Origin of the sequence: Rhodoblastus acidophilus (assembly GCF_900187365.1) — a bacterium.
GTDB classification, from domain to species: Bacteria; Pseudomonadota; Alphaproteobacteria; order Rhizobiales; family Beijerinckiaceae; genus Rhodoblastus; species Rhodoblastus acidophilus.
Genome location: NZ_FYDG01000012.1, coordinates 31128 through 56732, shown reverse-complemented (window position 1 = coordinate 56732; position 25605 = coordinate 31128). Strand labels below are relative to the sequence as shown.

The following is a 25605-nucleotide window of genomic DNA, read 5'->3' as shown; positions in this document are numbered from 1 at the left end:
AGCGGCGATCCCTTGTCGCGCTCGGGTCTAGCCGGAGAGGCTTTATGACGCCATGGGGCGACGAGGACAACGCTGATCATCAGCTTCTGGCCGGGCGCACGATCCTGCAACTGATCGCCACGCTCGAGCCCGGACCGGACGCCTCCGCCTGCATCGAAATCGCGGCGGCCCTTGAGGAGGCGGGCGCGCGGGCGTTGGTGGCCGGCGGCGAAGGCGCGCTGGTCAGCGAATTGCAAGCGCGCGGCGGAGTCTTCCTGCCGTTCGACCTCACGCCCCGCAATCCTCTCACCTTGTCATTCAACCGCAGCCGTCTCACGGCCCTGGCGCAAAGCGAAGGGGCGGAATTGATCCACGTGCGCGGCGAGGCTGGCTTCGCAGCGGCGCTGCATGCGGCGCGTCGGTTGCGAATTCCCTTGATCGCCGAGGATTTTGGCCCGGCCGCGATCGAAGCCGACACCCTCATATTCTTCAGTCAGGAGGCGCTGGATGGGGCCGAGGCCGCTTGGCCGCATCTCGCCCGGCGCTTTGTCCGCGGCCTGCGGGGCGTCGATCTTCGCGCCTGCGCGGCGCAGGCGATCGATTCCGAACGCGTCAGAAAGCTGCGCGAGGGCTGGGGCGTTCGTCCGCATGAGCGGCTGGTGGTGGGACTCGACCTGCCCGGGGACCGCCAAAAATTCTTCCTGGCGGCGGCCCAGCAATTGGCCAAGCGGAATGTCTTCGAGAACGAGGCGCAGGAAGCGCGCTTCGTCTGGCGGGACGTCGAGGGCGCTGACCTGACGTCCGGGCCATTTGAGGCCGAGGCGCGTCAAATGGGGCTCGATCGACATGTGATGCGCGTGGCCGGCGGCGACAGAGCCGTCGCGTGCGTCGCCAGCGTTCTGGTCGCCACGCCTGCGGCCGACCCCCGCGTGGCCGTTGAAACGCAGGCGCTCGGCGCGCCGACGGCGGTTCTGCAAAGCGCGGCGGACCAAAGCGTGGAAACCGTACTGGCGCCGCCACAGGTTGATCCGGCCAAGCGAACCGGGTGGATCATCGCCCCGGATTCGCCGTCGTCTCTCGCTCGCGCCGCCGAGGAGGCCCTGCGGCTCGGTGCGACGCGGCGCGAGCGCATGGCCCTGCGCGCCACCGAAAATGCGCGGGCTTTTTCCTCGGAACGCATGAGCGCGCTGACCTTGGCGACCTATGCGCGTCATTTTGGCGCAGTGTGACGCTCAAGCATGATCCAGGTCAAAATATTTCGGTCATCGTGCAAAACGCGTTGACTTCTTGGCAAATCGCCACAATGTAACCTTCCGGTTCGGTCCTCGTGGTTTCGGTCGCGGGGATTTTCGCTTTAGGCGCCCCGGCCCCATCCGGACTGATCCGTTTACTGCCAAGGAGAGCACGCCATTCGCCGTCCCATGAAAGCCCCCCCGGTTCCGCAGAAGGAGGGACCCCGCACCAACCGGGAAATTCGAGTTCGCGAAGTCCAGCTGATCGATTCGGAGGGCCAGAACCGTGGCGTTCTCGAAACGCTGGCGGCTCTGCAGCTCGCCGAAGAGGAAGGCCTCGATCTTGTCGAGATCGTCCCCAACGCCAGCCCTCCCGTTTGCAAAATCCTCGATTACGGCAAATATCGTTTTAACGAGCAGAAAAAGGCCGCCGAGGCCCGCAAAAAGCAGAAAGTCGTCGAGATCAAGGAGATCAAGCTCCGTCCCGGCATCGACGACCATGACTACGACACCAAGATGAAGGCGGTGAAACGCTTCTTCGAGGATGGCGACAAGGTCAAATTCGTGCTGCGCTTCCGCGGCCGCGAAATGGCCCACCAGGATCTCGGTTTCAAGGTGCTCGAACGCGTCAAGATCGAAACCGCGGCGATCGCCAAGATCGAACTGGAGCCTTCCCTCGACGGCCGCCAGATGATCATGGTGTTGGCGCCCAAATAAAGTTTGCTCGCGGCGCAACTTAACTTCATTCTCCCGCTTGGAATCGCAAGCGGGAGAACGGAATGACCGAAGCGCAGCCGGCGACGACCGAAAAAATCGATCCTGCGCGGCTCAAGTCCATTATTGTAGGATCGCTCGGCAATCTCGTCGAATATTACGACTTTTATGTCTACGCGGCTTTCTCGCTCTATTTCGCGCCGTCCTTCTTCCCCAAATCCGATGAAACCGCGCAAATGCTGTCCTCCGCCGGCATTTTTGCGCTTGGCTTTTTTATGCGGCCGATTGGCGGTTGGCTGTTCGGCCTGATCGGCGATCGTTACGGCCGGCGCCGCTCGCTGATGCTGTCGGTGCTGATGATGTGCGGCGGCTCGCTGCTGATCGCGGCGACGCCAACTTATGCCGAGATTGGCGTGCTCGCGCCGGCGGCGTTGATGTTCGCGCGTTTGATCCAGGGCCTGAGTCTCGGCGGCGAATATGGCGCCAGCGCCACTTATGTCGCCGAAATGGGTGAGAGTTCGCGCCGCGGTTTCTATTCGAGTTTTCTGTATGTGACGCTGATCGGGGGGCAGCTCGGCGCGCTCGCGGTGCTGCTGGTGCTGCAAAATCTGCTGCTGACGCCCGAGGAGTTGCGCTCTTTCGGCTGGCGCATCCCCTTTGTCATCGGCGCGGGCCTCGCGTTGTTCGCCCTGTGGATGCGGCGCGATCTCGAGGAGACGCCAGCTTTCAAATCGGCCAAGGCGCAAGGGGCGCAAGAACGGGCGCAAGGCGGTCTCCGGGCGTTGTGGAGACATAAGCGCGAGGCGGCGATCGTGGTCGGCCTGACCATGGGCGGCACGCTCGCCTTTTATCTCTGGACAATCTACATCCAGAAATTCCTGAAGCTGACGGTCGGTCTGAGCGACAAGGAGAGCACCTGGGTCAGCGCGGGCGCTCTGGTGTTCGCTTTATGCATCCAGCCGCTTTATGGCGCATTGTCCGATCGCATCGGCCGTCGGCCGGTGCTGCTGGCGTTCGGCGTGATGGGCACGCTTGGTACGGTTCCCCTGCTCTCGACGCTGCAACATGCCCATGGCCCCTGGCAGGCCTTTTTCCTGGTGGCGCTTGGCTGGATCATGACCGCGCCCTACACCTCGATCAACGCCGTGGTGAAGGCCGAGCTTTTTCCAGCCGCGCTGCGCGCGACCGGCGTCGGTCTCCCCTATGCGGTCGCGGTTTCCTTTTTCGGAGGCACGGCGGAATATGTCGCGCTCTGGTTCAAGTCCCAGGGCGTGGAAAGCGGCTTTTATTATTACGCCAGCGCCGTGATCTGCTGCTCGCTGCTGGTCTATTTTTTCGTGCCGGACACCAAGAAGACGTCGATGCTCGACCGCGAGGCCATGGCGGAACTGGAGTAACGATGCCGCGCGGAACCGCCAAGCGCGATTTGCCGACCAAGACCTGTCCGGTTTGCAACCGCCCGTTCACGTGGAGGCGGAAGTGGGCTGCGGTCTGGGATGAGGTGGTCTATTGCTCCGAACGCTGCCGGCGGAATCGCAATAAAACCGCCGAGCCTCTTGCCAAGGACGCGTTTTCTCCCTTATAAGCGCCCCCTCAATCCGCCCGGCTGAGTAAGGGCTGCCGTGGCGGGTTTTTTGGCTCCTGCCGAAACATCGGGCTGCAACGCCCAAAAATTGAGAGAGCAAAATGCCCAAGCTGAAGACCAAATCCGGCGCGAAAAAGCGCTTCAAGATCACCGGCACCGGCAAGGTGGTCTATGCCCAGCGCGGCAAGCGCCATGGGATGATCAAGCGGACCAACAAGCAGATCCGCAATCTGCGCGGCACGAACGTCATGTTCAAGACCGACGGGGACAACGTCAAGAAATTCTTCCTGCCCAACGGCTGATCCCCAGCCCGTCCGCAACTCGTAAAACTGGAGATCATCCATGGCTCGCGTCAAACGCGGCGTCACCTCGCACGCCAAGCACAAGAAAGTTTTCAAGGCCGCCAAGGGTTTCTATGGCCGCCGCAAGAACACCATCCGCGCCGCCAAGGCCGCCGTCGACCGCTCGATGCAATATGCGACGCGCGACCGTCGCGCCAAGAAGCGCACCATGCGCGCCCTGTGGATCCAGCGCCTCAACGCCGCCGTGCGTGAGTTCGGCCTGACCTACAGCCGCTTCATCGACGGCCTCGCCAAGGCCGGCGTCGAAGTGGACCGCAAGGTGCTCTCCGAGCTCGCCATTTCCGAGCCGACGGCGTTCGCGGCCATCGTGGAAAAGGCCAAGGCCGCCCTGCCGGCCGCCGCCTGATCGCGGCTCGCGACTCAGATCAAAGCCCGCCGCGACCCGGCGGGCTTTTTTGCTTTCCAGCCTTCCTTCCGCATGGCATTACGCGCAGCAAAGCAAGGTTCACAAATGTCCGATCTGCAAAAACTCGAAGCCGAAACCCTCGCCGCCATTGACGCCGCCGCTGATGAGGCCGCGCTGGAAAACGTTCGCGTCGCCGCGCTCGGCAAGAAAGGCTCCATCTCCGCGCTGCTGGCGACGCTCGGCAAAATGTCGCCGGACGAGCGCAAGAGCGAAGGCGCCAGGATCAACGCGCTGAAGGACAAGGTGGGCGAGGCGCTGTCCGCGCGGAAAACCGTGTTGAAAGAGGCCGCGCTCGAAGCCCGTCTGGCGAGTGAAACTCTCGACGTGACGCTGCCGACCCGCGCCAGCGGTCTGGAAGCCGGACGCATCCATCCGATTTCGCAGGTGATGGATGAACTCACGGCCATTTTCAGCGATATGGGTTTTTCCATCGCCGAAGGCCCGGACGTCGAAAGCGACGATTACAATTTCACCAAGCTGAACTTCCCGCCTGGCCATCCCGCGCGCGAAATGCACGACACGTTTTTCTTCAACCGCAAGGCCAATGGCGAGCGCAAGCTTTTGCGCACCCACACTTCGCCGGTGCAGGTGCGCACCATGCTGAAGAATCCGCCGCCGATCCGCGTGATCTGCCCGGGCCGCACCTATCGCTGCGATTCCGACCAGACGCACACGCCGATGTTCCATCAGGTCGAAGGCCTCGTCATCGACCGCAAGGCGCATATGGGCCACCTCAAATGGGTGCTCGAAGAATTCTGCAAGACCTTCTTCGAAGTGCCTAACGTGAAGATGCGCTTCCGTCCCAGCTTCTTCCCCTTCACCGAGCCGTCCGCCGAAGTCGACATTCAGTGCTCGCGCAAAGGCGGCGACATGCGCTTCGGCGAGGGCGACGACTGGCTCGAGATTCTGGGCTGCGGCATGGTTCACCCCAATGTGCTGCGCAATTGCGGCCTCGATCCGGACGAGTTCCAGGGCTTCGCCTGGGGCATGGGCATCGACCGCATCGCCATGCTGAAATATGGCATGAACGACCTGCGCGCCTTCTTTGAAGCCGATGTGCGCTGGTTGCAGCACTACGGTTTCCGGCCCCTCGACCTGCCGACGCTCGCGGGCGGCCTTTCGAGCTGACCTGGCGCTTTTCAGAGATAGACGATGAAATTCACGCTCTCCTGGCTGAAAAGCCACCTCGACACCCAAGCCTCGCTGACCGAAATCGCCGACACCCTGACCCGGATCGGCCTGGAGGTCGAAGGCCTTGAAAATCCGGCGGAAACCCTTGGAGGTTTCCGCATCGCCCGCATCGTGACGGCGGAACAGCACCCCAACGCCGACCGTCTGCGCGTTTGCCAGGTCGATGTCGGCGACGACAAGCCGCTGCAGGTGGTCTGCGGCGCGCCCAACGCCCGCGCCGGCCTGAAAACCGTGTTCGCCCCGCCTGGGACCTACATTCCCGCCAAAAATTTCACCATCGCCAAGGGCGTCATTCGCGGCGTCGAATCCGGCGGCATGATGTGTTCGCCGGAGGAGTTGGGGCTTGAAGGCGACAGCAGCGGCATTTTCGAATTGCCCGAAGACGCGCCGGTCGGCGCGCCTTACGCCGCCTATGCCGGGCTGGACGATCCGCTGATCGACATCAATCTGACGCCCAACCGTTCCGACGCCGCCAGCGTTTTCGGCGTCGCCCGCGATCTCGCGGCGGCGGCGCTGGGCTGTCTGACCACCAAGGCGCCCGCCCCGGTCGTCGGCGCCTTCCCCTGCCCGGTGACGCCGAAGCTGGATTTCGCCGCCGAAGACCAAAAACTCGCGCCGCTATTCGCCTTGCGCCTCGTGCGCGGCGTCAAGAACGGCCCCAGCCCGGAATGGCTGCAGGCGCGGCTGAAAAGCATTGGTCTGCGCCCGATCAATGCGCTGGTGGACATCACCAATTTCATGACGTTCGACCGGGGTCGCCCGCTGCACGTGTTCGACGCGAAAAAAGTCGCGGGCGACCTGATCATCCGTCGCGCCAGAGCGGGCGAAAGCCTCGTCGCGCTCGACGGCAAGACCTACGCCTTGGATGAAAACGTCGTGGTCATCGCCGATGACAAGGGCGTTGAATCGCTGGCCGGCGTGATGGGGGGCGAGAGCACCGGTTGCGACGAGACCACCACCGACGTGCTGATCGAATCGGCTTTGTGGGATCCCGCCAATATCGCCCAGACCGGCCGCAAACTCGGCATTGTCTCGGACGCGCGCTATCGTTTCGAGCGCGGCGTCGATCCCGCCTTCACCGTTCCCGGCCTCGAACTGGCGACGCGCATGGTCCTCGACCTCTGCGGCGGCGAAGCTTCGCAGATCGCGGTCGCCGGCGCCCTGCCTGCGCCGGCTGAACCGATTGATTTCCCGCTGTCGGAAGTGGAGCGGCTCACGGGCGTGGCGCTCGATCCCAGCGACATGCAGGCCACGCTGGAGGAACTCGGTTTCACCCTCGCGGCGACGCAGGGCAACGCTGGCCATCTCCAGGTTCGCGCCCCCAGTTGGCGGCCCGATATCGAAGGCAAAGCTGATCTGGTCGAGGAAATCATCCGCCTCGCCGGGCTTGACCGCGTCACGCCCACCCCGCTGGAGCGCAAGGGGGCCGTGGCCGGTCCGGTTCTGACCCTGTTGCAGCGTCGTGTGCGCGGCGCGCGCCGGGCGCTGGCGGCGCGCGGCATGGTCGAGGCCGTCACCTGGTCGTTCATTTCCAAATCCGAGGCCGAGTTGTTCGGCGGCGGCGCGCCGGAACTGGCGCTGGCGAATCCCATCGCCGCCGACCTCTCGGACATGCGTCCGAGCCTCGTTCCCGGCTTGATCGACGCCGCGAGGAACAATGCCGCGCGCGGGTTCGGCGATATCGCCGTGTTCGAGATCGGACAGGTGTTCAAGACCGACGCCGAAGACGGCCAGTTCACCGCCGCCGCCGCCCTGCGGCGCGGAACCGCCAAGCCGGCGGGCGCCGGCCGTCATTGGGACGGCAAGACGGCGAGCGTCGATGTGTTCGACGTCAAGGCGGATGTGTTCGCCCTGCTTTCCGTGCTTGGCGTCTCGGCCCAAGCCGTGCAACTCGTTCCCGGCGGTCCGGCCTTCCTGCATCCCGGCCGTTCCGCCACGCTGCAATTCGGCCCGAAAAATATTGTCGGCTGGTTTGGCGAACTGCACCCGCGCGCGCTTGAGACGCTGGGCGTGAGCGGGCCGCTGGTCGCGTTCGAAATTCTGCTCGACGCCCTGACCGCGCCAAAAAACCGGCCGACCCGCGCCAAGCCGAAGCTGGAGCTGGCCGATTTCCAGCCGCTTGAGCGCGATTTCGCCTTTATCGTCGACAAGCGCGTCAAGGCCGCCGATCTGATCAAGGCGGCGCAGGGCGCGGATCGTCAAATGATCGTCAATGTCGGTGTGTTCGATCTTTATGAAGGTCCGGGCGTTCCCTCGGACAAGAAATCGGTGGCGCTCAACGTGACCCTGCAACCGCGCGAAAAAACGCTGACGGATGTCGAGATCGAAGCCCTCAGCGGCAAGATCGTCGCCGAAGTCGCGAAAAAGACGGGAGCTGTTTTGCGCGCCTGATCGCAACGAGGAGGCGAGGATGACGGAACGGTTCTGCTGGGTCGAGTTGCTGACGTCCGATATCGACGCGGCCCAGGCTTTTTACGGCGCCGTCATCGGCTGGACCGCCTCGCCCTCGGAGTCCTCCGATCGCGATTACCGCATGTTTCAGGCCAGCGGCGTTGGCGTCGCCGGCCTGATGCGGCTGCCGGAGGAGGCGAGTGCGCAGGGCGCGCGCCCCTCGTGGATGGGATATATTTCCACCGCCGATCTCGACGCGGAGGTCGCAGCGGTCGCCGCGGCCGGCGGCGCGGTCTGGCGCGCGCCGGAAACGCTGCCGCAGGTCGGCCGATTCGCCGTCGTCGCCGATCCGTTCGGCGCACCTTATTGCCTCTGGCAGGACGTTTCGGGCCGCGCCGCCGTCGAACCGCCGCCCATGACGCTAGGGCATGTCGGATGGCGTGAATTGCTCACCGAGGATGTCGATCGCGCGTTCGATTTCTACGCGAGCCGTTACGGCTGGACCAAGACGCAAGACCTCGACATGGGTCCGATGGGACCGTACCGGCTGTTTGCGACCGGCGGCTTGGCCGTGGGCGGCATGATGAAGCGGCCCGACGGCGTTCCCCAGGCGTTTTGGAGCTATTATTTCGTGGTCGATGCGTTGGACGCAGCCATCGAACGCGTGGAACGAGGCGGTGGAACCAAACTGATGGGGCCGCAGGACGTGCCGGGCGGCGCCTGGATCGCTCAGTTCCTGGACCCGCAGGGCGCTTATTTCGCGCTGGTCGCGGCGAAGCGCTGATACGTTTCGTTGTCGTGACCTTGTCGCTGGTTGCGGCGGCAAGCGGCGATGGCGTAGGACGCGTCAAGCGTTACGCGCCCCGCATCATCCTTCTTCAAGTCGCGCTATGGCGAGCGAATCGAGCACTTCCGTCAGTTCGGCGACGAGACCATCGCGAAAGCGGACGAAATCCACCACGGCGACGCCGTCGCTGCGGCCTGTGCCGAAGTGGCGCAAGATGGTTGTGCGGCGCACGGCGACGCGGTCGCCGTCGATCACAATGTCGTGAACCGTCGATCCCAGGCTTTGAAAATGCGTGAAAATGCCGGCAAACGCCAGTTTGACTGCCGGTTTGCCCCGGACGGGACCAGCGTAGGGGAACATGCTCCAGTTGCCGATCATCTGGTAGGAAACATCTTCCGAAAAATAACCGATGATGCCGTCGATGTTCCCCTGGGAGCAAAGATCGAGCATGTAATGAATCCGCGTCTCGAAGAGTTCGCGATCCACGCTGGCGAGCTGAGCAAGATTTTGCAGGCTTTGCATCGACGCTCCCGAACCTCGAATGAGATTCAATGTCTTGAAACAGTCATTTTCCGTCCACGCGAACACCCGCACGCATCCAGATCGTCCACACGTCGGCCGTCAGCGTCGCCGAGGATCATTCCTCCTCAAGCCGGGCGATCGCCAGCGAATCGACGAGTTCGGTAACCTCGACGACCAGGCCGTCCCGAAAGCGCAAGAAATCGGCGATCGTCACGTCTCCGACGCGGCCGGTCCCGTAATTGCGCAATCGGGTCGTGCGCCGCAGGGCGACCCGATCGCCGTCAATGACCACCTCATGCACCGTCGAACCCAGGTTCTCCACGTGCGTGTAAATGGTCGTGAGCGCGCGCTCCCAGGCGTCCTTGCCCCGCAATTGCCCGGAAAACGGGAAAATGCTCCAGTTTCCGATCAATTCGAAAACGACTTCATCGGAGAAGAATGCGATGAGGCCAGGGAGATCCTTGGCGACCAGCCGGTCAAGCATGGCGTGAACCCGCGTCTTCACGAGTTCGCGATCCACTGCGGCGATTTGGGCGAGATCCTGTCGGCTCTGCATCGGGCGGCACTGAACCTCAGACGAGGTTCAGCTCCTTGAAGAAGTCGTTGCCCTTGTCGTCCACCACGATGAAGGCCGGGAAATCCTCAACCTCGATCTTCCAGATCGCCTCCATGCCGAGTTCGGGGTATTCGACCAGCTCGACCTTCTTGATGCAGTCGCGCGCCAGACGCGCCGCCGGGCCGCCGATCGAGCCGAGGTAGAAGCCGCCGTGCTTCTTGCAGGCGTCCGTCACCTGGGCCGAACGGTTGCCCTTGGCGAGCATCACCATCGAGCCGCCATGCGACTGGAACAGATCGACGTAAGCGTCCATGCGTCCCGCCGTGGTCGGCCCGAACGAGCCGGAGGCGTAATTGGCGGGCGTTTTGGCCGGGCCGGCGTAATAGACCGGGTGATTCTTGAGATAGTCGGGCATGGGTTCGCCCTTCTCTAGCCGTTCGCGAATTTTCGCATGGGCCAGGTCGCGGGCGACGATGATCGTGCCGGTGAGCGACAGCCGGGTCTTGACCGGATAACGCGTCAAGGTCGCCAGCACGTCCTTCATCGGCTGATTCAGGTCGATCTTGACGACGTCGCCGCCAAGCTCGGTTTCGACCTCCGGCAGATATTTCGCCGGATTATGCTCCAGTTCCTCGATGAACACGCCATCCCGGGTGATCTTGCCGAGGCACTGGCGGTCGGCGGAGCAGGACACGCCAATGCCGATCGGCAGCGAGGCGCCATGCCGCGGCAGGCGGATCACGCGCACGTCGTGACAGAAATATTTGCCGCCGAATTGCGCGCCGACGCCGAGATCCTGCGTCAGCTTGTGAATTTCGGCCTCCAGCGCGAGGTCGCGGAACGCGTGCGCGTCGGCGCCGCCTTCGGTCGGCAGCGCGTCGAGATAGCGGGCGGAGGCCAGCTTGACGGTTTTAAGGTTCAGTTCGGCGGAAAGGCCGCCAATGACGATGGCGAGGTGATAGGGCGGGCAGGCGGCGGTGCCGAGGCCCAGAATCTGCTTCTTCAGCACCTCCAGCAGCCGGTCATGGTTCAGCATCGAAGGCACGCCCTGGACAAGGTACGTCTTGTTGGCGGAGCCGCCGCCCTTGGCCATGAACAGGAACTTGTAATAATCCTCGCCCTCTTCGAAGATGTCGATCTGGGCGGGAAGATTGGTGGCGGTGTTCTTCTCCTCGAACATGGAGAGCGGCGCCAGCTGCGAATAGCGCAGGTTGCGCTTCTCATAGGCGTCCTTGACGCCCTGCGCCAAAGCGGCCTCGTCGCCGCCCTTGGTGAAGACGCGGCGCCCCTTCTTGCCGAGGATGATGGCGGTGCCGGTGTCCTGGCACATGGGCAGCACGCCGCCGGCGGCGATATTGGCGTTCTTCAGCAGATCGAAAGCGACGAACTTGTCGTTGCCGGTCGCTTCGGGATCGTCGAGAATCTTGCGCAGCTGCGCCAGATGGCCTGGGCGCAGCAGATGATTGATGTCGCCCATCGCGGTTTCGGCCAGCAGGCGGATAGCCTCCGGCGCGACCACCAGAATGTCCTCGCCGTCGAATTTCTCGACGCGCACCCCCTTGTCGGTCAGTTTGCGGTAAGGCGTTTCATCCTTGCCGAGCGGAAAGAGCGGTGCGTAGGCGGACATGGCTGTGATCCCGGAAGCTGAGGCTTTGGGCGGTTTTATGAAATTTTTTCATCGCGTCCAAGAGTTAAGCGCCCAATTACGGGAAAACCGTAAATCCGAGAAAGACGAAAAAAATCGTGAGATGCACGGCGCCCTGCAACAGTGTGGCGCGGCCGATTCCGAGAGTCACCGTACTCACGAACAAAGTGAGCAGCAACAGCGACGTGTTGAGCCGGTCGAGGCCGAGCGTCAGCGGCGCGCCCAGAAGCAGGCTGGACGCCGTCACCACGGGAATGGTCAGGCCAATGCTCGCCAGCGCCGAGCCGATGGCGAGATTGAGGCTGGTCTGGGTCTCGTTGCGCGTGGCGGCGAACAAAGCTGAAATGACTTCAGGCAGCAGCACCAGCGTGGCAACGCAGACGCCGATCACCGCCGCCGGCAGACCTGCGGCGAAAACCACGCCCTCAAGGGCGGGCGTCAGACTTTTCGCCAGCAGCACCACGGCGGCCAGCGAGGCCGATAGAAGCGCGAAATTGACGAGGGTCCGACTCCAGCTGAGGGCGCTGCGGTCCGGCGCGTGGGCGTGATCGAGGCCAGCGTCGGCTTCGCTCAGGAAGTCCAGCGGGTGCCGCACCGATTGGACGAAGACGAAGACGAGGTAAAGGCCGAAGGCCGCGCCCGCGATCATGACCAACTGCGGGGGGGAGAAGTTCGGGCCGGGCGTGGTCGTTGTGACATTCGGGAGCGCCAGGGTCAGGACCGCCAGCGTCGCCAGCGTCACCAGGGCGCCTGTCGTTCCCTCCAGACGGAATTCCACGCGGCGGTAGCGCAAGTCGCCGATCACCAGACAGGCGCCGATCAGCCCGTTCAGCACGATCATCACCACCGCGAACAGCGAGTCGCGCGCCAAAGTCGCATTGCGCTCGGGGTCGGCGATCATCAGCGTCACGATCAGCCCGGCCTCGATGCAGGTGACCGCGAGCGCGAGCACGAGCGCGCCATAGGGTTCGCCGATCTTGGCCCCGACGGCCTGCGCGTGCCGGACGGAGGCGAAGACCGCCCCGATCAGCAGCGCGGATGCGAGCGTCTTCAGCGCGGGCCCGTCGAGGTCGAGCGCATGGGCCAATTTGGCGACGACCAGCGCCAGCGCCAGCAGCGGCGCGAGAACGGACCAGGCGGGCGTTTTCTTCAGTTTTTCAATGGATTCCAAATCATCCTCGCAAAAACGTCTTGAGCCGCTCCGCCAGCGCGCCCTGGTCCCGCATTTCGCATTCCCAGATCGTCAGCACGCTCCAGTTCATCACGGCATATTGCGCGCGCGTCGTCTCGTCGCGTTCGCGGTTGCGCGCGATTTTTTTGCGCCAATAGTCGGCGTTGGTCTTGGGCATGCGCGCGCCGCGCCGGCAATCGTGCCCGTGCCAGAAGCATCCATGAACGAAAATCGCTTTCTTGCGGCCGATATAGGCGATGTCCGGGGCGCCGGGCAGATCGCGGCGATAGAGCCGATAGCCCGGCGCGATCGCTCTCAACAGGCTGCGCACCAGCCGTTCGGGCGCGGTGTCGCGGCCCTTGACCGCGCGCATGATGTCGGAACGCTCCACGACCGCAAACGCCTGACGGCCCGATCACGCCTTCGGCGGCGGCAAGCGCAGAACTTCCGCTGTCTTTTGCGCGAGCCTGCCGACCACGCTCGACCCGAGCGCCGCAAGGAACCACGGCAGATCAATGGTCACGCGCACCGCTTCCGGCAGGAATTCGAGGGCGCCTCTCAGCGTTTGCCCGACCGCGGTGATCGTCAGGTCGGCGCGGCCTTCGCCCCAGACCACGTCGACCGCCGACAGCTTGTCGCCGAATTTTTCCTTGATGACGCCGAACCCGCGACGGACCCTGCGTTCCGCTTCGGCCGCGCCGAGTTTATGCGGCACGTCGACGCTGATAGGCTGGCCCATGTGAAAGGCTCCCCTTTAAAAACCGGATTATGCCATCAATTATGAACGCGCAAGGCCAGACGACAGGCGTAGAGTTATGCCATAAACGCATGGTAGATACGCGATTTTACTTGAGTTTCGCAGGCGCAGCAAGTTGGAATTCTTCTTTATTCGCCAAGGCTTTGGCGGCGTTTTGGCGTGCGGAGGCGACGAAACGAAAAGGTGGAATCCCTAGGGAACATTGCCCGACTTATTCCATCGTCGCATAGCCTAAATTCCAATGCGCAGCTTATAGGCCAATTTCCGTCATACGAGGGAAATTCGCGCCATGGCAGGTCAGAACCGCATTCGCAACGCCCAACTTCGCAGCAAGATCATGACCGCCGACCAGGCCGCCGCGTTGATCCCGAAGGGCTGCAATGTCGGCATGTCCGGCTTTACCGGCGCGGGCTATCCCAAGGCCGTGCCGATCGCCCTGGCCGAACGCATGAACGCCATTCACGCAGCCGGCGAAGATTTCAAGATTTCCGTCTGGACCGGCGCGTCCACCGCGCCCGAGCTCGACGGCGTGCTCGCCAAGGTGGACGGCATGGAGCTGCGCCTGCCCTATCAATCCGATCCGACCTGCCGCAAGCGCATCAACGCCGGCGAGATGGATTATCTGGACATTCACCTGTCGCATGTCGGCCAGTTCGTCTGGGGCGGCTATCTCGGCAAGCTCGACGTCGCCATCATCGAAGTGGTGGGCATTCGCGAGGACGGCTCGCTGATCAGCTCCTCGTCGGTCGGCAACAACAAGACCTGGCTCGACTGCGCCGACAAGGTGATCATCGAGGTCAACCACTGGCAGAACGAAGCGCTCGAGGGCGTGCACGACGTCTATTACGGCACGCAACTGCCGCCCAAGCGCAAGCCGATTCCGATCCTTTCCGCCTCCGACCGCATCGGCGAGACCGGCCTGCGCTGCGATCCCAACAAAATCATCGCCATTGTCGAGACCGATGCGCCCGACCGCAACTCGCCCTTCTCGCCGCCCGACGAAAACTCGCGCCTGATCGCTGGACACATCATCGAGTTCTTCGGCCACGAAGTGAAACGGGGCCGCTTGCCCAAGGAGCTGCTGCCCCTGCAATCGGGCGTGGGCAATGTGGCCAACGCCGTGATGGAGCAGCTGCAGAACGCGCCCTTCGACAATCTGACGGCCTACACGGAAGTGTTGCAGGACGGCATGTTCAACTTGCTGCGCTCCGGCAAGATGGCCTTCGCCTCCGCCACCGCCTTGTCGCTGAGTCCGGAAGCGGCCGAGGAGTTCAATCGCGACGTCGCGAAATATCGCGATAAGCTCGTGCTGCGGCCGCAAGAGATCTCCAACCATCCCGAGGTCATTCGCCGCCTGGGCGTCATCGCCATGAACGGGCTGATCGAGGCCGATATCTACGGCAATGTGAACTCGACCCACATTCGCGGCACCAGCATCATGAACGGCATCGGCGGCTCCGGCGATTTCGCCCGGAACTCGTGGCTGTCGATCTTCATGACGCCCTCTTCGGCCAAGAATGGCGCGATATCCTGCATCGTGCCGATGGCGACCCACGTCGATCACACCGAGCACGATGTGCAGGTGATCGTCACGGAGCAGGGCTTGGCGGATTTGAGAGGCCTGTCGCCGAAAAAGCGGGCGCGCGTCATTATCGAGAATTGCGCCCATCCCTATTTCAAGCCGGCGCTCAATGAATATTTCGAGCGCGCGCAGAAATATTCGCACGGGCAGCACACCCCGCACATTCTCGACGAAGGCTTCACCTTCCTGTCGGAGTGGCAGGCGGACATGACGGCGCGGGACGCCTGGAAGGCGGACAGCATGGTTCAGGCGGACGCCTGGAAGTAAACAAGCGCACCATTATCGCACGCATTTAGGCCGAGGACGCGCACACGCGCTTCCTCGGCCTTGATTGTTTTCGGGGTCGGAAATCGGCTCGCCGGGCTATGCGGACTTCAGCTTCACCGCGACGGCCGCGGCGCGGACCCGCTTCAACGGCAAAGAGGCCGGATTTTCGGTGCGAGCCAGAAATTCTTCGCTGTAATCGACGTCCAGCAAGGCGTCGGCGTCGCAGTCTTCGGCGGCCCGCATCAATTTATGCAGCGCGCGCAGCCGCGCGGCGTCGCTGATGCCGAGATCGCCGGCGCCAAGCCAATCCGAGACGGCGCTGATTTTCCCAAGCGGGGTGGCTTGATCCTTGTCGATGTCGCTGGAAGCGGCAATACGCATAATCGTTTCTCACTGTCTCTCAATCATCGGTTGCGATGATATCAACAGTCGAGGTTTTAAAAAGTCTTAAGGGCCATCTCTCGGCGGGACTAAGGCAAAAGCCATCGATCTCGCCCCATCTCTAAACGAATGTTCATCTTTCTCGCCACAGTAGAACCGCGCCCTCCGGCTCCACCCATCCTCAAACGCGAAAGCCCGGCCTGAGCCGGGCTTTGCCTGATCTTCTGCGATGGGGCGGCGCCGTGCGGACGGCGTCGCCCCGGAGCGGTTACGGCAGTTCGGTCGGCAGCGCCCAGACGTCGGGAGAACGCCACAACCGCGACTTCAGCAATTCGCGCTCGTAGATGAACTCCTTCGGCAAGCGGTCGAAGAATTTCTCGAAATGCACTTCGTGCGCGCGCGCTTCCACCGTGCCGGCGTCGCGATCGACCTTCATCAGCTCGTAGAATTTCTCCGCCGGGAAATCGAGCTTGTTCCAGTCGATGTCCTCGTGGCGCGGCATGAAGCCGAGCGGGCTTTCAACGCCGTAGCCGCGGCCATGGGCGCGATCGACAACCCATTTCAGCACGCGCATGTTCTCGCCGAAGCCCGGCCACATGAACTTGCCGTTCTCGTCCTTGCGGAACCAGTTGACGCGGAAGATGCGCGGCGGGTTCGACAATTTGCGGCCGATCGACAACCAATGGTTGAAGTAATCGGCCATGTTGTAGCCGCAGAACGGCAGCATGGCCATCGGGTCGCGGCGCATGGCGGCCTGATTGACGGCGGCGGCGGTGGCCTCCGAGCCCATGGTCGCGCCGAGATAGACGCCATGCGACCAGTTGAAGGCCTGGAATACCAGCGGCATGTCCCTGGAGACGCGGCCGCCGAAGATGAAGGCCGAGATCTGCACGCCGTTGGGGTTTTCCCAATTGGGATCGACCGACGGGCACTGCGACATCGGCGCGGTGAAGCGGGCGTTGGGATGGGCGGCGGCTTCCTTGGAGTCCGGGGTCCAGTCGCGGCCCTTCCAGTCGATGAGATGCTTGGGCTTCTCGTCGGTCAGGCCTTCCCACCAGATGTCGCCGTCGTCGGTCAGCGCGACATTGGTGAAGATGGAATTGGCGCGGCAGGCGGCGATGGCGTTGGCGTTGGTGGCGGCGCCGGTGCCGGGCGCGACGCCGAACAGGCCGTATTCCGGGTTGATGGCGTAGAGATTGCCATCGGGACCGGGCTTGATCCAGGCGATGTCGTCGCCGACGGTCCAGACCTTCCAGCCTTCAAAACCGGCCGGCGGCTGCATCATGGCGAAATTGGTCTTGCCGCAGGCGGAGGGGAAGGCGGCGCCGACATAGGTCTTCTCGCCCTGCGGGTTCTCCACGCCGACGATCAGCATGTGCTCGGCCAGCCAGCCCTCGTCGCGGGCCATGACCGACGCGATGCGCAGCGCCAGGCACTTCTTGCCGAGCAGGGCGTTGCCGCCGTAACCCGAGCCGTAGGACCAGATCGAGCGCTCTTCCGGAAAATGCGCGATATAAATGTTCTTCGGGTTGCACGGCCAGGCGACGTCCTTCTCGCCAGCCGCGAGCGGCTTGCCGACGGAATGCAGGCAGGGAACGAAATCCGCGCGGTCGCCGAGCACGTCGAGCACCTTCTTGCCCATACGGGTCATGATGCGCATGCTGACGGCGACATAGGGGCTGTCGGTGATCTCGACGCCGATCTGGGCGATATGGCTGCCGAGCGGCCCCATGCTGAACGGCACGACATACATCGTGCGGCCGGCCATGCAGCCGTCGTAGAGCGACGTCAGCGTCGCCTTCATCTCGCGCGGGTCCATCCAATTGTTGGTCGGACCTGCGTCGCCCTTGCTCTTGCAGCAGATAAAGGTGCGGTCCTCGACGCGCGCCACGTCGGCGGGGTCGGAGCGGCAAAGGAAGCTGTTGGGACGCTTGGCTTCATTCAGCCGAATAAATGTCCCGGCTTCCACCATTTGCTGACAAAGGGCGTCGTATTCGGCTTGCGAACCGTCGCACCAATGAATACGTGCTGGTTTGCACAGCTGGGCGACTTCTTCGACCCAGGCCAATAATCTAGGATTGGACGTCGCCGCTCCCTCTACAACAACCTTGTTCATGTTTTTGAAACTCCACCTATACAGCCGTTTACAAAAGCGCTGCTCTGTCCTCATCCCAATCCAAGGCCGCGTCCTCGAATTGATCTGCTCAGCGGCAAAGCGCCAGCGATCGCCAACCTGCCTTGGGTCAGAGGTGAATGACGCGCTCTCATGCGTCAAGCAGGCTCTCTTGCATCATTTCGGATAATTCATATGCAACGGCCCCACGGCCGGCACACCCGTCGGCGCCTGCGAACAAAAGACAATTGCAAAAACAGCATACCAACATTGTCGTCGAATTGCTCATTTGCTCGTCATCGCCTTAAATTGGGGTTATGGCGTTTTTGCGAGGCGGCCGTCGGATTTTTCGCCCGACAGGCGCTCGTCAACCGCATGAGGAACGCCTGCGCGACGATGCGCATCAGCATTCATACCGGGTTCACTCAATTCGGCGTGAATTTCGACCCGACGCCATTATATATTCCGCTCGACGCTCATCCGGGCGTTGGGGGAGATGAAAAGAGGCTTGCCATGCCAACCATCGCGCTTGTCGACGACGATCGCAACATTCTCACTTCCGTCTCCATCGCGCTGGAGGGCGAGGGCTATCGCGTGCAGACCTATAACGACGGCATGGCGGCGCTGGAGGGATTGAAGAACAATCCGCCGGATATGGCGATCTTCGACATCAAAATGCCGCGTATGGACGGAATGGAATTGCTCCGGCGCCTGCGTCAGAAATCCGACCTCCCCGTCATTTTCCTCACCTCGAAGGACGAGGAGATCGACGAATTGTTCGGCCTGAAGATGGGCGCCGACGATTTCATCCGCAAACCGTTCTCGCAGCGGTTGCTGGTCGAACGCGTCAAGGCGATTCTGCGGCGCGCCAATCCGAAGGAAGCGGCGGCGCAGAAGGAAACCGAAGCCAAGATTCTGGAACGTGGCCACCTCAGGATGGACCCGGAGAGACACGCGTGCACCTGGAAGGACGAACCGGTGACGTTGACGGTCACGGAATTCTTGATTCTTCAGGCGTTGGCGACGCGTCCCGGCGTCGTCAAGAGCCGCAACGCCCTGATGGACGCCGCTTACGACGACCAGGTTTATGTCGATGACCGGACCATCGACAGCCACATCAAGCGGCTTCGCAAGAAGTTCAAACAGGCCGACGATGACTTCGAAATGATTGAGACGCTGTACGGGGTGGGGTACCGTTTTAAAGAAGGCTGATCGGGGAGCGGTTTTGGACGACAGCACGGATGTGGACGTCGGCGCCGGTTTGCGTATGAAAAAACTGGCCACCGCAATCTCTTCAGGGCCGCGAGCCAAACGGCGCGCCGTTGCGCTTCGGGCGCTGTGGCGAGGCGTCGTCTCTCGTTTTTCCTCTCGGTTGACGCGCCGAATCATTCTGCTCAATCTCGGCGGGCTGGTCGCGCTGCTGCTGGGATTCCTTTATCTCAACCAGTTCCGCCAGGGCCTGATCGACGCGCGCGTGCAAAGCCTGCAGACGCAGAGCGAGATCATCGCGGCGGCGATCGCCGCATCGGCGACCGTTGACGCCGACGCCATCACCATTGATCCCGAAAAACTGCTCAAGCTCGCGCCGGGCCAGAGCTATGGCGTCGCCGACGAAACCTCGCCCGCTCTCGAGTTCTCGATTAACCCCGATCGGGTCGGGCCATTGCTGCGCCGCCTTGTTTCGCCGACCCGGACGCGCGCGCGCATTTACGACCGCGATGGCTACATGCTGATGGATTCGCGTTCGCTCGCCGCGCGATCGAATATCCTGCGCTTCGACCTGCCCGCGCAGGGCCAGACCGATAAGCCGCAATGGTGGCGGGACATTCAGGATTTCCTCAGCGGCGGCTTCAATTTCGCGCGCTTGCCGCTTTACCAGGACCTTGGCGCCGCGAACGGCAAGGGCTACGTCGAGGTCGCGAACGCGCTCGAGGGCAAGCCCCAGACCATCGTACGACGCAACACCCAAGGCGAAACGGTCATCTCCGTGGCGACGCCCATCCAGCGGTTTCGCACCGTTCGCGGGGCGCTGCTTCTTTCGACCCAGGGCGGCGACATCGATGGGATCATCGCGTCCGAGCGCCGGGCCATCTTCCGGATTTTCCTCGTTTCCGCCGTCGTGATGGTGCTGTTGTCGGCGGCGTTGGCCGGCGCCATCGCCGAACCGATTCGCCGTCTCGTGACGGCGGCGGAAGGCGTGCGCCGGGGCGTGACCTCGCGCGCCCAGATCCCGGATTTCACCGCGCGCGACGACGAGATCGGGCTGCTGTCGGGCGCGTTGCGCGACATGACCAGCGCGCTTCTCAGCCGCATGGAGGCCATTGAGCGTTTCGCGGCCGATGTCGCGCATGAATTGAAGAATCCGTTGACCTCGCTGCGCAGCGCGGTCGAGACGCTGCCCATCGCCAAGACGGAAAACTCGCGCAATCGGCTGCTTGACGTGATCCAACATGACGTCAAGCGCCTCGATCGTTTGATTTCCGATATTTCCGACGCCTCGCGGCTGGACGCCGAACTGGCGCGCGACGACCTTGAACGCATCCGCATCGCCCGGTTGCTCCGGGGAATCGTCGAGCTCGCCAACCAGATCGACCGGGCCGACAAAGTCAAAGTCATCCTTTCTGTGTCGCCCGTCTGCGAGCGCGTGTGCATTGAGGGGCACGAGTCCCGTCTTGGCCAGGTGTTCAACAATCTGATCGACAACGCGCGCAGTTTTTCCTCGGAGGGCGGCGTCGTCAGGGTGAGCGTCACCCGCACGGAGCTGCATTCCGACGGGCAAAGACGCATGAGCGGCTACAACATCGTGGTCGACGACGACGGCCCCGGCATTCCCGCGCATGCGTTCGAGCGTATTTTCGAACGTTTCTACACGGACCGGCCCAACCAGAGTTTTGGCAATAATTCCGGGCTCGGCCTTTCCATATCCCGGCAGATCGTCGAAGCGCATGGGGGAACGATCCAGGCCTGCAATCGGACCGACGCCGCCGGGAACATTACGGGCGCGCGTTTTACTGTGTTCCTGCCGGCCGTGATCGAATAGGCCTTGGAAAACAGCGAGACGACGCCCATCTTCCTTCACGCCAGCGCCGTGGTCCTCGGCGAATCAGGCGTCCTCATCCGCGGTGCCTCGGGGGTTGGAAAGTCCAGTCTGGCTCTGGCTCTGATCGCAGCCTGGGACGCGCCGGGCGCGTTCGCCCGGCTGGTGGGCGATGATCGCGTGCAATGTCGGGTCTGCAATGGCCATGCGGTGATCGGCCCGCATCGCTTGATCGCGGGTTTGGCGGAATGGCGGGGGTTAGGCTTGTTGCCGCATCTTCACGAGCTCAAAGCCGTGCTCAGGCTTGTCGTCGACCTGGAAACCCAACCGGCCGGCGGCGGCCTGCCGCGCTTGCCTGAGCGCAAAGATTTTATTTGTGATTTCAACGGATTGACAAATGTGCCGCATTTGCGCCTGCCAGCGCGCGACACGTACCGGTCGGTCGCCACAATCATGGCATTTTTGCATAAACATTCAACAAAATGATCGTTTGCGCTCATTTTGCTTGCCAAGTCGTCGGCAAGCACCAAAATGGCGCTCTTAAATTTCGGCGGTTTTCAGATCGCTGTCGGCAGAAACGCAGTCTGGCGCCCGGCGCCACTTTTCTGGCTGAACGGGAACAGGACGGTTGGCATCAATGATCGGCATGGTGCTGGTGACGCATGGCCATCTGGCGACTGAGTTTCGCGCGGCGTTGGAACATGTTTGCGGGCCTCAATCGCAATTGGCGACAATCACGATCGGCCCCGAAGACGATATGGAAACCCGGCGGCGGGACATTATCGCGGCGGTCAAGTCCGTGGAAAGCGGCGCTGGCGTGGTGATTCTGACCGACATGTTCGGCGGCACGCCGTCCAATCTGGCCATTTCCGTCATGAACGGCGCCAAAGTCGAGGTGGTCGCCGGCATCAATCTGCCTATGCTGATCAAGCTGGCTTCCGTGCGTTGCGAGGCGACGCTCGATCAAGCCGTCACGCAGGCGGCCGAGGCGGGCCGCAAATATATCTATATCGCCAGCAAGATCTTGTGTGGAAAGTAGTGCAGTGAGAGACCCCGACTCCAATCCTCGCGCCGAATCCGCTGTGGCGGACGGCGCGCTGACGCGCGAACTCGCGATTATCAACCGGAAGGGCTTGCACGCCCGCGCCACCGCGAAATTCGTCCACTGCGCCGAACAATTCGACGCCGAAATCACCGTTTCCCGGTGCGGCGAGACGGTGGGCGGTCAGTCGATCATGGGCATTCTCACGCTCGGGGCGGGCATTGGCTCGTCGATCACCGTGACGGCGAGTGGACCCCAGGCGAAAGAGGCGATCGAGGCCATAGCCGCGCTCGTCGCCAACAGGTTCGGCGAAGACGAATAATCAGCTCCCGAGCGTTCGCCGCGCCGCGATGAGGCCAGCGGTCGAGCCGTCGAGGCGCGACAGATCGGCGGCTTGATCGGACACAAGCGGCGCCAGGCGACTGCACAGCTCTTTCCCCAATTCGACGCCCCATTGATCGAAGGGGTTGATGTTCCAGATCACCGATTCGACAAAAACCTTGTGCTCGTAGAGAGCCACGAGCCGTCCCAGCGTTCTTGGCGTCAGTTTGCGATACAGGAATGTGGAGGAGGGGCGGTCGCCCGAAAACACCTTATGCGGCGCCAGGGCGTCGAGCTCGGCGCCGGGCAGGCCTTGCGCCTGCAAGATCTGCCGCGCTTCCTCCTCGGAGCGCCCGCGCATCAGGGCTTCGCTTTGCGCAAGGCAATTGGCGAACAGCAGGACATGGTGCCCGGCGTCGGAGTCAGTCGGCTCGGCCGCGACGATGAAGTCGACCGGCGTCACCTCGGTTCCCTGATGCAGCAGCTGGAAAAAGGCGTGCTGCCCGTTGGTGCCGGGTTCGCCGAAAATGATCGGACCCGTCGCCTGGGTGACAGCTTCGCCGTCAAGCTGCACGCTCTTGCCGTTGGATTCCATGTCCAGCTGTTGCAGGTAAGCCGGGAATCGCGCGAGACGCTGGTCATAGGGAATGACCGCTTGCGCCGGATAACCCCAGATATTGCGGTGCCAGACCCCGATCAGCCCCATCAGCGCGGGGATGTTTTCCGAAAGCGGCGCGGTGCGGAAATGCTGATCGACGTCGAACCCGCCGCGCAGAAATTCCTCGAAATGCTCGGCCCCGATCAGGATGGCGAGGCTGAGGCCAATCGCCGACCACATGGAATACCGGCCGCCGACCCAATCCCAGAAGCCAAAAACGCGGTCGGGTAAAATGCCGAAGGCGGCGACCTTGTCGAGCCGGGTGGAAACGGCGGCGAAATGATGCGGCACTGCCGCTTCGCCCAGCGCGCCCACCAGCCAGCGTCGCGCGCTGTCCGCGTTCTTGATGGTTTCCTGGGTGGTGAAGGTCTTGGATGAAACAATGAACAGCGTGCGCGCGGGATCGAGCCGCCGCAGCGTATCGCCGAGATCGGAGCCGTCGACGTTCGAGACGAAATGGGCGTTCAGACCCGGCGCGGCGTAAGGCGACAGGGCGCGCGCGGCCATGGCCGGACCAAGGTCGGAGCCGCCGATGCCGATATTGACGACATCCGTGAGGCGCTCGCCGGTGGCGCCGACAAAGCGCCCGGAGCGGATCGCCTCGGCGAAGGCGAGAAATTTTTCGCGCTCGGCGAGAACGTCCGGCATGACGTTGCGGCCATCGACATGGATCGCCTGGCCCGAAAAATTGCGCAGCGCCATATGCAGGGCGGCGCGCTTCTCGGTGACATTGACCTTGTCCCCGGAAAACAGCGCGTCGCGACGCTTCTCAAGATGGCAGACGCGCGCTAGATCGAACAGGTGGCCAAGGGTGGTTCGCGTGAGGCGATTTTTCGAGAAATCATAAAGCAGATCGTCAAGCCGCACCGAGAAATTCTGAAAACGCCGGGGATCCTCTGCGAACAGATCCAAAGTCCGCTTCTTGGAGATTTCGAGGCGGTGCGCCTCAAGGACGGCCAAGGCGGCGGCGGCTTCCGGGCGATTCATTTCGGCCTCGTTATTGGCTAGGGAATGGCGAGCTTACCGCGCGTCAGCGAAAAGACAACAGAGTTCCGCGTTCATTCCTCGCTTGCCAGCGCCTTTCTTTTCCTTAACTAAGCGCTATGGCTCCTCCTCTTCTCACGCTTCAAAACATCGGCCTGACGCTCGGCGGCAAGCCCCTGATCAGCGCCGCCGACCTGTCGGTCGAGCGGGGCGATAGAATGTGCCTGGTCGGCCGCAACGGCTCGGGCAAATCGACGCTGCTGAAAATCGCGGCGGGAGAGATCGAATCCGATCGCGGCGCCCGATTCTTCCAGCCCGACGCCACCGTGCGTTACCTGCCGCAGGAGCCGGACCTGTCCGGGTTTCCTGACGTCTATTCCTATGTCGCCGCCGGCCTGGGGCCGAGCGACGCCGATTATCGCGCCCATTATCTGCTGGACGCGCTGGGGTTGACCGGATCGGAAAACCCCGAACGGCTTTCGGGCGGCGAGGCCCGCCGCGCGGCGCTGGCGCGCGCTTTGGCGCCCGAACCCGACATTTTGCTGCTCGATGAGCCGACCAATCATCTCGACCTTCCGGCGATCGAATGGCTCGAAGGCGAGTTGTCCAGCCTGCGCTCCGCTCTGGTGCTCATCAGCCACGACCGCCGGTTTCTGCAAAATCTCTCGCGCACGACCGTCTGGCTCGACCGGGGCGCGACCAAGCGGCTCGATCGCGGCTTCGGCGAGTTCGAAAGCTGGCGCGACGCTCTGCTGGAGCAGGAGGAGCGCGACGCGCAGAAACTCGAGCGCAAGATCGCGGCGGAAGAGCATTGGGTGCGTTACGGCGTCACCGCCCGGCGCAAGCGCAACGTCCGGCGCATGAGCGAGCTGGGCGCCTTGCGCGAAGCCAAGCGGACCGCCGAGAAAGCGGTTGGCGACGTCAAGATCTCCGTGGCGGAAGGTCAGGTTTCCGGCAAGCTCGTGGTCGAGGCGGACAAGATCGCCAAGGCGTTCGGCGAGCGCCCCATCGTCAAGGGATTGTCGTTGCGGCTGTTGCGCGGCGACCGCCTCGCTCTCGTCGGTCCGAACGGCGCCGGCAAGACCACGTTGATCAATCTCCTGACCGGGGCCATGACGCCGGATTCCGGCTCGGTGCGGCTGGGGGCCAATCTGCAGATGGCGACGCTCGATCAGCGCCGCGCCGCGCTCGATCCGGATGCGACCCTGGCCGACACGCTGACGGGCGGCGGGTCCGAATGGGTGGAGATCAATGGCGAGCGCAAGCATGTCATCGGCTATATGAAGGACTTCCTGTTCCCGCCGGAACAGGCGCGCACGCCGACCAGGAATCTCTCGGGCGGCGAGCGCGCCCGGCTGCTGCTGGCGCGCGCATTGGCTCAGCCCTCCAATTTCCTGGTCCTCGACGAGCCGACCAACGATCTTGACCTGGAAACGCTTGATCTCCTGCAGGAAATGCTGGGCGACTATCCCGGCACGCTCCTGCTGGTGAGCCATGACCGCGATTTCATCGACCGCGTCGCCGGTTCGGTGCTCGCCCATGCGGGCGGGGGCGCCTGGGTCGAATATGCCGGGGGATATTCGGACATGCTGCGGCAGCGCGGCCCCGAGGCGGCGGCATCAACACAAAACGCTCCGGCGAAAAAAACGCGGCGGCCCGAGCCGAAGCCGGCCGCGGAGGCGAAGCGCAAATTGTCCTTCGCCGAAAAGCATGCGCTGGAAACGCTGCCGGCCCAGATCGAAACTCTGCGGCAAAAGGCGGCGAAGCTGCACGAGATTCTGCGCGATCAGGAGCTTTACAGCCGCGATCCCAAGCGCTTCGCCGACGCGAGCGCGCTTCTCGCCAAGGTTGAGGCGGAACTCGCCGCGTCCGAGGATCGCTGGCTGGAACTGGAAATCTTGCGCGAAGAAATCAACGGATGA

25 protein-coding genes are annotated in these 25605 nt (G+C 63.0%); 16 read left to right on the top strand and 9 right to left on the bottom strand.

The genetic code is table 11. The features are described 5' to 3' along the window. Positions 1-44 precede the first annotated feature (44 nt). The 9 genes from CFB24_RS17435 to CFB24_RS17395 all read left to right on the top strand — a co-directional run bounded on the left by CFB24_RS17435 (position 45) and on the right by CFB24_RS17395 (position 8644). A complete protein-coding gene (locus CFB24_RS17435; RefSeq protein ID WP_088521922.1) occupies positions 45-1208 on the top strand; it encodes a glycosyltransferase family protein in 1164 nt (387 codons plus the stop codon). 192 nt (positions 1209-1400) lie between these two features. Further along, a complete protein-coding gene (gene infC, locus CFB24_RS17430; RefSeq protein WP_088521921.1) occupies positions 1401-1928 on the top strand; it encodes a translation initiation factor IF-3 in 528 nt (175 codons plus the stop codon). A gap of 62 nt (positions 1929-1990) precedes the next feature. Continuing rightward, positions 1991-3322 (top strand): MFS transporter, encoded by a 1332-nt coding sequence (locus tag CFB24_RS17425; RefSeq protein WP_088521920.1) that lies wholly within the window; start codon positions 1991-1993, stop codon positions 3320-3322. 2 nt (positions 3323-3324) lie between these two features. Beyond that, positions 3325-3510, top strand: coding sequence for a DUF2256 domain-containing protein (locus CFB24_RS17420; protein WP_088521919.1), 186 nt, complete (start codon positions 3325-3327; stop codon positions 3508-3510). Between the two features lie 101 nt (positions 3511-3611). Continuing rightward, the gene (gene rpmI, locus CFB24_RS17415; RefSeq protein WP_088521918.1) at positions 3612-3812 is read left to right on the top strand and encodes a 50S ribosomal protein L35; all 201 of its coding nucleotides are present in this window, start codon (positions 3612-3614) and stop codon (positions 3810-3812) included. A 40-nt stretch (positions 3813-3852) separates the two neighbouring features. Beyond that, entirely contained in the window at positions 3853-4218 is a 366-nt protein-coding gene (rplT, locus tag CFB24_RS17410; RefSeq protein WP_088521917.1) for a 50S ribosomal protein L20, read from the top strand. A 105-nt stretch (positions 4219-4323) separates the two neighbouring features. Next, on the top strand, positions 4324-5406 hold the full coding sequence (gene pheS, locus CFB24_RS17405; RefSeq protein ID WP_088521916.1) for a phenylalanine--tRNA ligase subunit alpha: 1083 nt from the start codon (positions 4324-4326) through the stop codon (positions 5404-5406). Between the two features lie 24 nt (positions 5407-5430). Continuing rightward, the gene (gene pheT / locus CFB24_RS17400) at positions 5431-7860 is read left to right on the top strand and encodes a phenylalanine--tRNA ligase subunit beta (RefSeq protein ID WP_088521915.1); all 2430 of its coding nucleotides are present in this window, start codon (positions 5431-5433) and stop codon (positions 7858-7860) included. A gap of 19 nt (positions 7861-7879) precedes the next feature. Continuing rightward, the gene (locus CFB24_RS17395; protein WP_088521914.1) at positions 7880-8644 is read left to right on the top strand and encodes a VOC family protein; all 765 of its coding nucleotides are present in this window, start codon (positions 7880-7882) and stop codon (positions 8642-8644) included. Positions 8645-8728: 84 nt separating this feature from the next. Here the strand turns inward: CFB24_RS17395 and CFB24_RS17390 are convergent, their stop codons facing one another. The 6 genes from CFB24_RS17390 to CFB24_RS17365 form a co-directional block, all read right to left on the bottom strand. Then, positions 8729-9241 carry a nuclear transport factor 2 family protein gene (locus CFB24_RS17390; protein ID WP_141098481.1) on the bottom strand — a complete coding sequence of 171 codons (513 nt, stop codon included), beginning with the start codon at positions 9239-9241 and terminating at the stop codon, positions 8729-8731. A 43-nt stretch (positions 9242-9284) separates the two neighbouring features. Further along, the gene (locus CFB24_RS17385; RefSeq protein WP_088521912.1) at positions 9285-9725 is read right to left on the bottom strand and encodes a nuclear transport factor 2 family protein; all 441 of its coding nucleotides are present in this window, start codon (positions 9723-9725) and stop codon (positions 9285-9287) included. A 16-nt stretch (positions 9726-9741) separates the two neighbouring features. Continuing rightward, the gene (locus CFB24_RS17380; RefSeq protein ID WP_088521911.1) at positions 9742-11352 is read right to left on the bottom strand and encodes a fumarate hydratase; all 1611 of its coding nucleotides are present in this window, start codon (positions 11350-11352) and stop codon (positions 9742-9744) included. 76 nt (positions 11353-11428) lie between these two features. Next, positions 11429-12541, bottom strand: coding sequence for a calcium:cation antiporter (locus tag CFB24_RS17375; RefSeq protein WP_244593234.1), 1113 nt, complete (start codon positions 12539-12541; stop codon positions 11429-11431). Position 12542: 1 nt separating this feature from the next. Next, complete coding sequence (locus tag CFB24_RS17370; RefSeq protein ID WP_275936879.1) at positions 12543-12932, bottom strand: very short patch repair endonuclease; 390 nt, start codon at positions 12930-12932, stop codon at positions 12543-12545. Positions 12933-12956: 24 nt separating this feature from the next. Further along, the gene (locus CFB24_RS17365; protein ID WP_088521910.1) at positions 12957-13280 is read right to left on the bottom strand and encodes a polyhydroxyalkanoic acid system family protein; all 324 of its coding nucleotides are present in this window, start codon (positions 13278-13280) and stop codon (positions 12957-12959) included. Between the two features lie 307 nt (positions 13281-13587). Between CFB24_RS17365 and scpC the strand changes: the two genes are divergently transcribed. Next, complete coding sequence (gene scpC / locus CFB24_RS17360; protein ID WP_088521909.1) at positions 13588-15147, top strand: succinyl-CoA:acetate CoA-transferase ScpC; 1560 nt, start codon at positions 13588-13590, stop codon at positions 15145-15147. A 96-nt stretch (positions 15148-15243) separates the two neighbouring features. On the opposite strand, the gene CFB24_RS17355 is transcribed toward scpC, so the two are convergent. Continuing rightward, a complete protein-coding gene (locus CFB24_RS17355) occupies positions 15244-15528 on the bottom strand; it encodes a hypothetical protein (RefSeq protein ID WP_088521908.1) in 285 nt (94 codons plus the stop codon). Positions 15529-15796: 268 nt separating this feature from the next. Beyond that, positions 15797-17644, bottom strand: coding sequence for a phosphoenolpyruvate carboxykinase (GTP) (locus CFB24_RS17350; RefSeq protein WP_088521907.1), 1848 nt, complete (start codon positions 17642-17644; stop codon positions 15797-15799). Between the two features lie 510 nt (positions 17645-18154). Between CFB24_RS17350 and CFB24_RS17345 the strand changes: the two genes are divergently transcribed. From CFB24_RS17345 to CFB24_RS17325, 5 genes are all read left to right on the top strand, one after another. Beyond that, complete coding sequence (locus CFB24_RS17345; protein ID WP_088521955.1) at positions 18155-18853, top strand: response regulator transcription factor; 699 nt, start codon at positions 18155-18157, stop codon at positions 18851-18853. Between the two features lie 55 nt (positions 18854-18908). Next, entirely contained in the window at positions 18909-20681 is a 1773-nt protein-coding gene (locus CFB24_RS17340; protein WP_088521954.1) for a stimulus-sensing domain-containing protein, read from the top strand. A 3-nt stretch (positions 20682-20684) separates the two neighbouring features. Continuing rightward, a complete protein-coding gene (locus CFB24_RS17335; RefSeq protein ID WP_244593233.1) occupies positions 20685-21164 on the top strand; it encodes an HPr kinase/phosphorylase in 480 nt (159 codons plus the stop codon). Between the two features lie 151 nt (positions 21165-21315). Further along, entirely contained in the window at positions 21316-21717 is a 402-nt protein-coding gene (locus CFB24_RS17330) for a PTS sugar transporter subunit IIA (protein WP_088521906.1), read from the top strand. A 4-nt stretch (positions 21718-21721) separates the two neighbouring features. Continuing rightward, positions 21722-22042, top strand: a complete 321-nt coding sequence (locus CFB24_RS17325; protein ID WP_088521905.1) for an HPr family phosphocarrier protein — start codon at positions 21722-21724, stop codon at positions 22040-22042. Here CFB24_RS17325 and pgi read toward each other — a convergent pair whose 3' ends face one another. Continuing rightward, positions 22043-23686 (bottom strand): glucose-6-phosphate isomerase, encoded by a 1644-nt coding sequence (gene pgi, locus CFB24_RS17320; RefSeq protein ID WP_088521904.1) that lies wholly within the window; start codon positions 23684-23686, stop codon positions 22043-22045. 116 nt (positions 23687-23802) lie between these two features. Between pgi and CFB24_RS17315 the strand changes: the two genes are divergently transcribed. Continuing rightward, complete coding sequence (locus tag CFB24_RS17315; protein WP_088521903.1) at positions 23803-25605, top strand: ATP-binding cassette domain-containing protein; 1803 nt, start codon at positions 23803-23805, stop codon at positions 25603-25605.